Source organism: Acetobacter sp. AN02 (genome assembly GCF_029759835.1).
Classification (GTDB): Bacteria; Pseudomonadota; Alphaproteobacteria; order Acetobacterales; family Acetobacteraceae; genus Acetobacter.
In genome coordinates, this window is record NZ_JAJJND010000069.1 from 1 (window position 1) to 12668 (window position 12668).

Annotated in this window: 11 protein-coding genes; 5 read left to right on the plus strand and 6 right to left on the minus strand. The window is 58.5% G+C overall.

Annotated features, from left to right (window positions below):
- The first annotated feature begins 268 nt into the window (after window positions 1-268).
- From LOC54_RS08810 to LOC54_RS08825, 4 genes are all read left to right on the plus strand, one after another.
- The gene (locus LOC54_RS08810; RefSeq protein WP_279313444.1) at window positions 269-919 is read left to right on the plus strand and encodes a hypothetical protein; all 651 of its coding nucleotides are present in this window, start codon (window positions 269-271) and stop codon (window positions 917-919) included.
- Window positions 920-1005: 86 nt separating this feature from the next.
- Entirely contained in the window at window positions 1006-1404 is a 399-nt protein-coding gene (locus LOC54_RS08815) for a hypothetical protein (RefSeq protein WP_279313445.1), read from the plus strand.
- Between the two features lie 93 nt (window positions 1405-1497).
- Entirely contained in the window at window positions 1498-2769 is a 1272-nt protein-coding gene (gene tyrS / locus LOC54_RS08820; protein WP_279313446.1) for a tyrosine--tRNA ligase, read from the plus strand.
- Entirely contained in the window at window positions 2714-4348 is a 1635-nt protein-coding gene (locus LOC54_RS08825; protein ID WP_279313447.1) for a hypothetical protein, read from the plus strand. The genes tyrS and LOC54_RS08825 overlap by 56 nt, the downstream gene beginning before the upstream one ends.
- Window positions 4349-4937: 589 nt before the next feature.
- Here the strand turns inward: LOC54_RS08825 and LOC54_RS08830 are convergent.
- From LOC54_RS08830 to rpmI, 3 genes are all read right to left on the minus strand, one after another.
- Entirely contained in the window at window positions 4938-6179 is a 1242-nt protein-coding gene (locus LOC54_RS08830; protein WP_279313448.1) for an AI-2E family transporter, read from the minus strand.
- 348 nt (window positions 6180-6527) lie between these two features.
- A complete protein-coding gene (gene rplT / locus LOC54_RS08835; RefSeq protein WP_279313449.1) occupies window positions 6528-6887 on the minus strand; it encodes a 50S ribosomal protein L20 in 360 nt (119 codons plus the stop codon).
- A gap of 14 nt (window positions 6888-6901) precedes the next feature.
- Window positions 6902-7105, minus strand: coding sequence for a 50S ribosomal protein L35 (rpmI, locus tag LOC54_RS08840; RefSeq protein WP_279313450.1), 204 nt, complete (start codon window positions 7103-7105; stop codon window positions 6902-6904).
- Between the two features lie 219 nt (window positions 7106-7324).
- Here rpmI and LOC54_RS08845 point away from each other — a divergent pair, with 219 nt between their 5' ends.
- Window positions 7325-8812, plus strand: a complete 1488-nt coding sequence (locus LOC54_RS08845) for a Ppx/GppA family phosphatase (protein ID WP_279313451.1) — start codon at window positions 7325-7327, stop codon at window positions 8810-8812.
- A gap of 3 nt (window positions 8813-8815) precedes the next feature.
- On the opposite strand, the gene LOC54_RS08850 is transcribed toward LOC54_RS08845, so the two are convergent.
- From LOC54_RS08850 to LOC54_RS08860, 3 genes are read right to left on the minus strand one after another with little or no spacing between them, the layout of a single operon-like run.
- The gene (locus LOC54_RS08850) at window positions 8816-10450 is read right to left on the minus strand and encodes an ABC transporter substrate-binding protein (RefSeq protein ID WP_279313452.1); all 1635 of its coding nucleotides are present in this window, start codon (window positions 10448-10450) and stop codon (window positions 8816-8818) included.
- A gap of 38 nt (window positions 10451-10488) precedes the next feature.
- On the minus strand, window positions 10489-11361 hold the full coding sequence (locus LOC54_RS08855; protein WP_279313454.1) for a TIGR01459 family HAD-type hydrolase: 873 nt from the start codon (window positions 11359-11361) through the stop codon (window positions 10489-10491).
- A 5-nt stretch (window positions 11362-11366) separates the two neighbouring features.
- Window positions 11367-12455: a quinone-dependent dihydroorotate dehydrogenase gene (locus tag LOC54_RS08860; protein ID WP_279313453.1), complete on the minus strand. Its 1089-nt coding sequence runs from the start codon at window positions 12453-12455 to the stop codon at window positions 11367-11369.
- Window positions 12456-12668: the final 213 nt, after the last annotated feature.

Here is a 12668-nt window from a genome sequence, read left to right on the forward strand (position 1 = left end):
AAACAGTCTGCACAGGAAGCCGGAAAGTACAACACTCACGGCACACGCGCAGCCCTTAACTGACGACACGCCGTAAGTCTCTGTCATTTTCCATCATCTTCTTTGACTTGCATCTGTTCCGGCGGCTATAAGGAACACATACAAATCCTGTCCTGATTTTGCGGGTTTCGTGCATTGATGCGGGGTAGCGCGTCCGTTCCGGCAGGTATGTTACATAAATTCATATACTGTTTTCTCCCCTCTTTATCTGAGAGTAATATAAGAAATCATGCGTCCTTTTACTGATACACGTGATCAGACCACTTCTGAAGATGTTGCCCAGGCTGATATCAGTTCCGCGCGTGAGGCGCTGGAGCGCATGGGCGGGCAGGCCCGTCAGGATGCGGCCCGCAAATCCTCTCCTTCTCCCCGGGTCCCACATGGCCCGTCCCATAATACGCATCAGGACTTCCAGGCCGCAGCCAGGAAGCGCCGCTTTGTCAGGGACGGAGATGTTCAGGTTGAACACGCTGCCCTGCCTGGTACGCGTTCCGTTTCCGGAGGAATATCGGGTGATGCCGAGCGTCTGCGTCGCCAGATGGCGGAGGAGCGCCGCGAGCGTGATGACGCGCTCCGCCAGGTTCAGGAACTGACCACGCAGGTGCGCACGCTGGAAACCCATCTGGCGCATGCAAAGCTCCTCAATGAGGAAATGCGCAGGGAAGTGGCCGTGAAAAGCGACGAGCTGCTGCGCGCTGCCGTGCGTCTGAAGGACCTTGAGGAAGCCCGGAAAAACGACGCCCGTGCGCTTGAGGAGTTCCGTGAAAGCTTCGAGGCGCTCCGCAGCACCCGCAGGCCGGGTTATGTTCTGGCCGGTGAGGAAGCCGAGGAAACCGCGGATGAGGAAGGCCAGCGTCCGGTGAAATGGTGGAAAGACTGAGGTCGCTCCGGTCAGGGCAGATCACCCGGTCCTTTTTACGTATTATTGTTTTCCTGTCGTTTTCCGCGGCAGGAGCCGTTCTCCTGATGCCGCTGTTTCTGCGCGGTGCCTTTTCCCTCGGTGCATGGTTTCTTGAAATCCTCCTGCTGCCGTGGCTGTTTCTCATGAAGATGGCAGGCTGGAACGAGCGGGGGAAAACCCTGTCTCAGGTGACCGCTGCGGTTGGGCGCGGGGCCGGAGACGGTTCTCCGGCCTTTCTGGTGCCGGGAAGTTTTCTGGCGGCTGCGGTGCTTCTGTTCTGCTTTACAATCAGGGATACGCAGGGGAATAACCGCTTTTTTCTCCTGATATTCGTTCTGGTCTGTTCGGTTATGGCGGGTCTTACAGGGCCATCCGATGTGGCGCTTGCCCTGCTGCCGGCCGGGCTGTGCCTGATCGGGCTGCTTGTGGAGGATTATCGCCGTCATCAGGGACGGCCCGGCTGAGGCTGCCTGCGGGGCGGTGCACCGGCTTTTCCTTCACGGCTGCAGGGTTTATGAAGGCGTCCGGCCCGGACGATAAGGACAGCCAGGAAGATCATGAGCCAGAGCGACGCCGCAACGATGGAATACAAGAGCCCCTTCATGCGTGAGGCTGCGGCTCGCGGATATATTTTCCAGTGTACTGATGGCGCGGCTCTTGATGAGGCGATGCTGAACGGTTCCGTTTCGGGCTATATCGGGTTTGATCCCACGGCGGACAGCCTGCATGTCGGGCATGTCATGCAGGTGATGATCCTGCGTCTCCTGCAGAAACACGGTCATCGTCCCGTGGCGCTGATGGGGGGAGGCACGGCGAAGATCGGGGACCCGTCCTTCAGGGAGGAAGCCCGTGCGCTGATGAATGATGAGACACTCTCGCATAATCTGCTGGGCGTTGAGAGATGCCTGCGGCAGATGATGACATTCGGGGATGGTCCGTCCGATGCCGTTCTGGCGAATAACGCGGAGTGGCTGGACGCGCTGTCCTATATCCGGCTGCTGCGTGAGGTCGGGGTGCATTTCTCGGTCAACCGGATGCTGTCGTTCGACTCTGTCCGTTCGCGGCTGGAGCGTGAACAGGGTCTGACGTTTCTGGAATTCAACTATTCCATCCTGCAGTCCTATGATTTCAGGGAGCTGAGCCGCCGCTATGGTGTGTCGCTCCAGCTTGGCGGGTCGGATCAGTGGGGCAATATCGTCTCCGGTATCGATCTGGTCCGGCGTATGGACCGCAAATCGGTATGGGGGCTGACCGCGCCGCTGCTGACCACCGCTTCGGGTGCGAAGATGGGCAAGACGGCGCAGGGTGCCGTCTGGCTGTCGAAGGAGCGGCTGCCGGTGTTTGATTACTGGCAGTACTGGCGCAATACCGAGGATGCGGATGTGGGCCGCTTCCTGCGGCTCTTTACCGATCTTCCTCTGGAGGAATGCGCGCGTCTGGAGTCTCTTCCGGGTTCCGAGATCAACGAGGCCAAGAAAATTCTCGCCACGGAGGCAACGACGCTCTGTCATGGTCGTGCGGCAGCCGAGGAGGCTGCTGAGGCTGCACGCCGGACTTTTGAGGAGGGTGCCCGTGCGGAGACCCTGCCGGAGAGGCGTGTGGACGGTGCATTGCTGACGGAGGGGCTGCCGGTTTTCCGTCTGTTTGCTGAAGCGGGACTGACGGCCAGCAATGGCGAGGCACGGCGTCTGATCCGTGGCGGCGGTGCGCGTGTGAATGATGTTGTGGTGAAGGACGAAAATCAGATCGTCTCGGCAGCGGATATGACGGAAGGTGCGATCAAGCTGTCGTCCGGGCGCAAGACGCATGTTCTCGTTCGAGCAGAATAGGCGGTCTTCCGGATTTTCCCTCTCTGCTGCGGGTATCGCGGCGGCTCTTGTCCTTGCGGTCTGTCTGGTGCGGTTCTGTCTGATGATCCGGTCCGGGCTGTCGGGCATGACGTTTGCGGATGAGGCAGATCATATTCTGGGATCTCAGATCCTGGGCAGAGGCGGCACGCTTTACGGCAGTTACGTTGATCAGCACGGTCCGCTGATTTTCATGATCGGACGGCTTTACGGAGCTGTTGCAGGGTGGATGCATCCGATCGGCGTGCGGCTGGTCATGGCAGGGCTGGCGATGCTTTGCGCGGCGCTGATTGCGCTGGAGCTTCGCCCGCGTCTCCTGGCGGTGCTCAGCGGTCTTTCGCTTTTCTTCGGTCTGCTGGCTTCTTTCTGGCTGATGCAGGGGCTTTATCTGTTCAGCTATTATCCTGTTGCCGGATTCCTCGCCGTGCTCATGATGGCGGCCGGTATGCCTGTGTTCCGGGATGGCGGATATGGCCGGAGGGAGGCGCCGTCCCGTGCGGAGGCTTTTTCTGCGGGGCTCTGCGCCGCGGGTCTGGGGCTGGCCTCGTTTTCCTATGGTCCGTCTGCCGTTCTTTTTGCTGCTGCCATAGTCGCGGGCACGCCGTCCGGATCTCGTGGAAGGGTGCTGCTGTGCGGTCTTGCCGGAGGTGTGGCGTGCCTGGGCGCAGGGCTGCTCTGGATGCTGGAATATGGCAGCCTGCGTGGCTGGCACGCGTTTCATATCTATTACAACCGGACGGTCTATGCGCCGTTCATTCATTTCGGCCCGATGAGTTTCTTGGGGGGGTTGTGGCCTTCTGTTCTTCCGGAGAGACGGATTGGTACGTTTGTGCAGCTTGCGCTGGTATTGTGCTGCGGTCTGCTTATGCGCCGGTCGGGCTGGCGGGGAAGTCGGATTTTGGCAGTGCTGTGCCTGTTTACAGCTGTAGAACTGCTGAATGCCCGGGGGGATGCCGGGTTCAAAGCCGGGGCGCAGCTCGTGGCTGTGATCGGGCTTGTCTCACTCGTTCTGCCGGATGGGGCGATCCGGCTGATCACACGTTATCGGCTGCCTTTTTTACTCGCGGCTCCGGGACTGGTGCTGATGCTCGCGGGGGCAGACGTGCTGGTGCGCCACACGCCATCTTCCCCGTTCCGCTGGTCTTGGAAGCAGATGATGAGTCTGCCGCCGATCAGTCCCTACAGACGTGCGGAATGGCCGGAGTTCGTTCGTATCCGGGAGCTGGCCGGGGCGGATGGGCGAATTCTGGCGCTACCGTTCCGTCCGGAGGTTTATCTTGCTGCAGATCGCCTGCCGCCGGATCGCTATTACGAATATCTGCCATGGGATGCGATCTATGCCCGCAGGCCTTACCCGGGTGAGGAGCGGGATATCTGCAGAGATCTGCAGCGATTAAAACCTGCGGTGATTATTTACCGGCCATGGAAAACGGACATGTACCCGCCCGGCAGTTATCTTGGCTGCGTGCTCAGTCTGCTGAGGGCGGATTACAGGGAAGACCCGGATTTCTCAGGGATTTATGGCCTGGTCAGGAAACAGGGTGGTATTGAACCGGAATGATTTTCCGGATCACAGATCGTTCCGCTTGAAGATATACCACCCGCCTTTACGGGCATTTTCAAAATGATCTACATGATATCCGTGGATATCTGCCCACATGAAGAGAATTGGGGTGGAGAAAAGCATAAAAATGAGAAATTCAAAAGAGAGTAGTAAATTTTATATTGGTTGAGATTTCTTATTATTTCATATAAAATAATATATATCAAATTACATATAAAAATATTATTTTAATTAATTTTTTTGTGCATTTTGTCCATGAGGTATTTTTACGATAATATAATTCATTTTCAAAAATAAAAATATATGATTCATGTAGGATAAATTTTTATTTAGTTTTCTTTTACATATTCTTCATATAAAATAACTTGTCAATAAAATTCTTATTTTTTTATATATTCTAAAATATTATCTAATTTTATTCCATATTTTTTCTAATAAAATAGATTTTTAGTTCAGAGGGTAATATTTGTCAAGAAGGTATACTCCTATGTCAAATGGAAGCTAAAAATCAGCCTTATGATGTGTAGAGACGGGCCGGTCTTTCTTACGGTATTTCAGCCCGTCTCTGCCTTTACTGTTCTGCCGGTTATCTGGTCGGAAGATTCTGGTCTGATGTCTCTGTGGTTTCGCGTGAGCCGTCCAGTTCGCACCAGAGCATATAGGCGGCGGCAAGGATGGCCGGGCCGATGAACAGTCCGACAAGGCCGAGCATATGCAGTCCGCCCAGGATCGCCACCATCGTATGCAGGAACGGGAGGCGGGTTTCATCGGAGATGAATTTGGGCCTGACGAAATGCTCGCCGCAGAACAGGACGAAAATACCGAAGGCCGCCACGGCGAGGCCCATATTCAGCGCGCCGGAGGCTGCGATGATACCGCCGATGAGAATGGCGCCGGGATAGCCGCAGAACGGGATGGAGGCGGCGATGGCCAGAACGAAGGTCAGGATGACGGCGTGTCTGACATCGGCTGCAAAGATGAGCGGAGAGCAGACAAGTGCCTCGCCGATGCCCACCAGAACGAGACCGTTGACAGCTCCTCTGACGCTGCGGACGATGTGCAGGAGAATATCGTCTCTCTGTGTCAGCTCCATGCTGACATTCCGCATGGAGGCGGTGACCCGGTCATAGGACAGAAGGCAGCACGCCGCCGTCAGCATGGCGATGAAGAAAGTCTCCATCAGATGCGGTATCTCTTTGACGACCTTCAGCGCAGCGAGGCCTGCAATCCTGGACATGGACCGGGCCTGCTTTATGGCCGTCTCCTTAATCTGTTCGGGATTGATCTTTGCGGCCAGGCTCGGAGGAAGCAGGCTGATGACCTTGTGCATCGGCTCAGAGATCGCGTCGGGCAGAGCAGGAGCTGATTTTGCGGCCGGATGATCTGCCGGTGCCGTGTCCTGTGCTTCGTTCTGATCAGAGGTATCGGCCGGAGCGGGGTCCTGGCTGTTCTGGCCTAGCGCGGCATTCTGATCGGAAGCCGTGTCCTGTTTCTGCCCCGATGTGTCCTGAGTATTTGTAAAGCTGCGGATCTGCTGCGCGAGGGTACTCACCTCGGTAACAGCACCATATCCGGCCACGCCGGTCAGTGCGACGAAAAACAGACAGGTGATGGAGATGAGGCTGATGGCCGAAAGTTTTGCACCGATAAAGTTGCCGAGTTTCCGGTGGATCGGGCGCACGGCGATGGCGATCACCATCCCCCAGGCCAGGGCTACCAGCAGTGACCAGGAAATCCAGACGGCTCCGGCATAAATGGCGGCAGCCATTCCGATCAGTGAAAGATATTTTACCCATGGATGGCGCTCGGACAGCGGAGGGCGTTTCATCGGATATGATCCTTCAGGCAAAAATTTCCGGCGTGGTATCGGGCCGGTATGACAGTTCGGATGGCTTAACGTCATAAACCGATGAAATATCAATCTGTAATACGCAGAATTTTTGGTCCGGCTGGTTTTTATCTGTCGTGAGGCATGTGTCCGGAGGCCATGATCTGAACGCGAGGATCAGATGCTGGCGGGAGGGTGGCTTCCTGGTGCTGCGGATGCTGTCAGTCCGTCTGCGGTGTAGTTCCTGCGGGAATTTTCACGATATACCGCCCTTACCGGCCCAAGGCAGGCATAAAAAAAGCCGCCCTGCGGACAGGGCGGCTTTTCTGCTGACCGGAGAAAAAGGTCTCAGGTGCTCAGAGCGGCCTGGGCTTTCTTCACGATCTCACCGAAGGTGGCGGCATCATCGAACGCGATTGCGGCGAGGACCTTACGATCGATCTCGATCCCGGCCTTGTCCAGACCGTTGATGAAACGGCTGTAGGTCAGGCCATGCTCGCGGACGGCAGCGTTGATACGCTGAATCCACAGGGAGCGGAAATCGCGCTTCTTGTTGCGACGATCGCGATAGGCGTACTGAAGAGCCTTCTCGACGCGCTCAAGAGCGATGCGGTAGTTCGTGGAGGACCGGCCGCGGTATCCCTTGGCGAGCTCGAGAACTTTCTTGTGGCGGGCGTGGCTGGTAACGCCGCGTTTTACACGTGCCATATCTCAGATGCTCCTCAGGACAGCCCGTAGGGGGCCCACTGTTTGACCGTCTTGGCGTCCATATCCGTCATGACCTGCGGGCCGCGGTTGGTACGCTTCATCTTCTGCGGGCGGTTGATCAGGCCGTGGCGTTTATTGCCAGGGCCGCAGAGCACCTTGCCGGTCGCGGTGATCTTGAACCGCTTCTTGACCGACGACTTCGTCTTCATTTTGGGCATTTCAGTCTCCTCAGACAGTATGCTGCGGTTTCCCGCAGCCGACGGCACGGCCGGGCATGCCCCACAGGCCCGGACGCGTGAACGAGAGGGGTCCCATACGGGAAACCGGGTTTCTTTTCAAGTCCGATCTGTTTCTGGCCGGATGCTTTCTCTTCGGCTATGACGGAGCCGGTTCAGTCCTCTGCGCGGGTATGTCCGCGGCTCATTTCGGAGTCCTTCATGGAGACAGCTCCTTCTTCACGCTCTGCTGTCGTGGATCTGGGATCGAACTCGGTACGTCTTGTTGTCTTTGACGGAATTTCCCGTAATCCGGTGACGATTTTCAATGAGAAGGCCGTGCTCAGGCTGGGGCAGGGTCTGACGAAGACCGGTCGTCTGAACGAGGACGGCGTGGAAATGGCGATGGAGGTGCTCAGCCGCTATAACGCCATTGCCCGGAGCATGAATGCGGCACCGTTTGAGATTCTGGCGACCGCGGCCGTGCGTGATGCGGCCAACGGGAAGGAATTCGTGGAGTCGATCCGGCGCTGGATGCCCGATGTGCCGATCCGGATTCTCTCGGGAGAGGAGGAGGCGGATCACTCCGCCATCGGCGTGCGCTGCGGTATTCCCGAGGCCCGGGGGCTGGCGGTCGATATCGGCGGCGGGTCTCTTGAACTGATCCGCCTGCAGGATGAGGCGCGCACCGATGCCTGCAGTCTGAAGCTTGGTGTCATCCGTCTGCGGGACCGCTCTGACGGGAATCTGACAGCCGCGAAGATTCTGGCCGATGAGGATCTGAGCGGTGTGGGCTGGCTTGCCGAGATGAAGGGGCAGACGCTCTATCTTGTCGGCGGCGCGTTTCGTGCGCTGGGACGTCTGCAGATCGCACGGACGAACTACCCGCTCAATATCCTGCATTATTATATGCTCACGCCTGAAGAGGCACTGGACATGACGTCCTGGCTGATCAGGACGCCGCGCCGGACGCTGGAGCGTCTGCCCGGAGCGCCGCGCAAGCGTCTGGATGACGTTCCGTTTGCGGCGACGGTGCTGCGGCGGCTTCTGAAGAAGGTCTCGCCTGACCGGGTTGTGTTCTGTGTCGATGGTCTGCGCGAGGGCTGGTACGTTCTGAACGTGGCGAAATCGCGTGAGGATCAGGACCCGATGCTCGTGACTGCCGATGAGATGTGTCGTCGTCTCGGGCGGAGCGACACGCTTCCGGATGCGCTGGTGCGCTGGACAGCGGGTCTTTTCCCGGATGAGACGCCTGAGGAAAGGCGGCTGCGTGAGACGGCCTGCCGGCTTTCGGACACCGGCAGCCATGACCATCCCGAATACAGGGCCGAGCAGAGCTATATTCGCGTTCTGTGGCTTCAGGGGGCAGGACTTTCGCATCAGGCCCGTGCCTTTCTGGCACTGACGACGGCTATTCGTTATGAGGCGGGCAAGGATGCTCCCTGGCTGCAGTCCGCACGTGATCTGCTGGGGACTGAGGATTTTTCCCGTGCCGTAATTCTCGGGCTGGCCCTGAGGCTGGCCTATACGATTTCCGGCGGAACTGAAGAGCTGCTCAAGGATACGGCGATCATCAGGCAGGACGGGCAGCTTGTCCTGAAGCTGACACCTGCGAGTGTTGCCGCGCGCGGGGATTCGGTCCGTCGTCGCCTGAGCACTCTGGGGCAGGCGATGGGGCTGGAAGCCGGGACGATTGATCTGCCGGAGTGAGGATTACTGCACCTGAATCTGCGAGACCAGAATCTCGTAGAGCGGTGTGTAGAAATAATTCCTGACCCGGGCGGAGTGAATCTTCACGCTGTTCATCTCGATCATGGGCGCGGCAGGAGACTGTTCCATGATCCGGCGTCCGGCTTCCTGCCAGAGAGCGAGACGCTGGTCTTCTGTCAGCCCGGTGTTGGTTTTCGCCCGGTCCATGATGGCCTGGATCTCCTTATTGCAGAAGCCGGACATATTGATGGAGTTGTCTGATCCCGGGTGAAAATTCTCGCAGCCGAACAGGGCATCGAGGAAATTGGAGGGAGAGGGATAGTCATGCGCCCAGGATTTGATGGCGATCTGCATCCTGTTCGATGAATTCTGGATATATGAGAAAAATACTCCGGGAGTGAGCGTACGCAGGCTGACGTGATAGCCCAGCTGCTGCAGCGTGTCCCGCAGGCGATTGCCCATTGCAGTCTCGACACTGCCGGATGAGGTCACGACCGTCACATCCTGCCCTACCGTTCCGCTGCTCTGCACGAGTTTCCGGGCACGCGCCATATCCGGGGCTTTCCATTCCGGAGCAGGTGCATCCCTGGAATACATACAGACGGGAGCGTGACCTTTAACGGAAGACGGGACCATGTCGCATAGAGGGGTGGCGATGGCCCGGCCGCCATAGAGGATCACCATCGCCCTGCGATCCATGGCGTAGTTCACGGCCTGACGCGCGGCCTGGCTGTTAAAAGGCGGGATATTGACGTTCATAAAGGCATAGAACGCCTGGGGGTGCGGCTCGATATGCGTTCTGTCCGCAAATCGTGCGCCGAGTTCGGCCATACGGTCCAGCGGGACAGGATCGTAGAACAGATCGTACTGTCCGTTTTCGATGGCGGTGACAGCTGCCTCGTTCGGGACGCCGAATGTGTAGGTGATGATATCCGGATATCCTTCGGGCTGTGCTTGAAGATTCCAGACATGAAACCAGGGATTGCGTTCCATGCGCATGCCGCGATCCGGATCGTAGGAGACGATCCTGTAGGGGCCGGTGCCGGGGATCGGTGTGTTGCCCATATCGTGATCCGGTGTGTCCGCAGGCAGGATACAGGCATGGGGGAAGGCAATTTTCTGGAGAAATTCCGTATCAGGACTGCGGAGATGGAAACTTATGGTCCTGCGCTGTCTGTCGGTCACCACACCTTCGGCCAGTGTGCAGCGGGACGGATCACGCATGCACAGATCAGCGCCACGGATTCCGGAATAGAAAGCTCCGGCCGTCGGAGATCCGGCTTTAAAAATACGCCGGAACGAGGCTGCAACATCATCAACCGTCACCGGGCGGCCATCAGAAAACCGGAGATCCGGACGCAGAGTGAAGGTCCATGTCAGGCCGCCGTCTTCCGGAGCGGGGACCGTTTCCGCCAGATCGGCGACCACATCGTTCCCGTCCGGACCACGGGATTTTCTGAATGACAGCAGACCGTCATAAACGACATCAAGAAGATTGATGTACTGGGCGGAGTAGTTGATCTGCGGGTCCAGCGTTCCGCCTGAGGACGCCGCGACGAGGCGCAGCGTACCGCCCCTGTGCGGGTCTGCCTTGTTTCCGCTGCCGGTTCCGCACAGAGCCGGGATCGGGAAAAGCATGATCCCCGCAAGGATAATGAAAATGCAGCGTCCGTGCATCACCAGCGAAACATCGGAACGGTGGCCGCGGGAGACAGCCCGGCCCCGTCGGCCTCGGCCTGAGCCAGTTGCGGATTATCGGCGAGGTGTTCTCCGTGAATTCCGCCCAGCACCCACAGGCTGTCTGCTCCTGCGGCCTTTGCGCCGCGGATATCGGTGGCCAGAGCGTCTCCGATGGCCAGGCAGTCTGAGGGCGCAAGGCCGAGTTTTTCGAAAACCGGGGCATAGACCTCAGGATATGGTTTTCCGATCTGATGGACCTCTCCGCCCTTCTGCTCATAGATGCTTGCGAGCAGGCCCGCGCAGATCAGGCGGACGCCGCCCTTGACAACTTCCATATCCGGATTGGCGCAGATCATCGGCAGCTTCAGAGCGGCTGCCTGCTCCAGTAATGCGGTGTAGGGTGCGGGATCGTTCTTTCCGCGCCGGTCATCCGGGCCGGTATTCATGATGAACCGGGCCTCTTCGGGGCGATCTGTCAGGATCAGATCCAGACCTTCATAGAGGGGCAGATCGTGATCTCCGCCGATATGCAGGACTTTCGTGCCGGATGTGCCGAGCCACGGGAAACGCGCCTGGATTTCTGCATCCCCCCGACGCAGGAGAAGCTGCCGGGTGACTTCTCCGCTGGTCACCACGCCGTCATGCCATTCGTCCGCGATACCGAAAGCGCGCAGCTGCTCATGCACGACTGCCGCGGGGCGCGGGGCATTCGAGAGGAATACGATGCGCTTTCCGGCTTTGCGGAGGCGTGCCAGACAATCGGCCGCGCCGGGAAAAACCGTGATGCCATCATGCACGGTTCCCCACAGATCCACGATATAGCCCTGATACCGTCCGGACAGCGGTTCGAGCCCCTGAAGAACCTGCATGCTGCTCACCGTGCGGTTCCCCTGATATCGGCCAGGGTTTCGGCTCCCTGCTGTCGCAGGAGGCTCAGCAGTTCGGTTTTCAGGCGGCGGAGGATGGCGGGGCCCTCGAACACGAAGGAGGTATAGATCTGCACGAGATCCGCTCCGTTGCGGATCCGCTCCAGAATATCCGCACCGCTCTCGATCCCGCCGCAGGCGATCAGGGAAAGCTGCCCTCCGGATTCCACAGCGACGTTCCGAAGGATTTCCGAGGAGCGCGCGCGCAGAGGGCGGCCGGACAGTCCTCCGGTTTCGGAAGCATACGGGCTGCGGAGACCGGCAGGCCGGGTGATGGTTGTGTTCGTGACGATCAGGCCGGAGGCACCGCCGTCGATTGCTGCACGCACTGTTTCGGGGATGTCCTCATCCGTAAGATCCGGTGCGAGCTTGATCAGAAGCGGGGGGTGTTCGCTGTGTCGTGCGCGGATGGCCTCCAGCAGACCGCGCAGACGCTGTGCGTTCTGAAGCTGCCTCAGCCCCGGCGTGTTGGGGGAGGACAGATTGAGGACGATATAATCCGCATAGGGGCGGACGCGCGCGACCAGTTCCGGATAATCCCGCTCAGGATCGGCACCTTCCTTGTTGATCCCGATATTCGCACCCACAGGCACACCGGCTCCGGACTCACGGCCCGATGGCAGACCACGGTTCAGCCGGGCCAGGCGGACTGCAAAACGGTCGATCCCGTCATTGTTAAAGCCCATGCGGTTTATGATCGCGCGGTCCTCGTCCAGGCGGAACAGCCGGGGTTTCGGATTGCCGGCCTGAGGACGGGGCGTGACAGTCCCGGCTTCCACAAAACCGAAGCCCAGCCGGGCGAGGGAGCGGACTACCCGTGCGTTTTTATCAAACCCGGCCGCCATGCCGATCGGGTTCGGAAAGCGGAGCCCCATCGTGCGCGTTGCCAGAGCGGGATCGTCACGCTCCCGCTTCCATGGGACGGACAGACCGGCGGCCAGGGCCTCAATCACCAGATGATGGGCCTGCTCCGGATCGAGCCTGCGGATCAGGGGCAGGGCGGAGGAGGTCAGGTCGGGAAAAATATCACTTTTCATGGGGGTGCATGCTGCCTCAGCCGGGAGGAAAATGCGAGGGGAGGGGATGGCTGGCAGTGCGTTTTATCAGGACGGGGGATCGGCGGGCTGTGATTTGCTTCTCTGATCGGGACTACAAAAATGAATGGGATCGAAACTTATACCAACTCTGGGATGCCCTGACTCATATTTGATTTCTTTAGGGTATCGTTTTGGATCGCCCTGTGATTCACC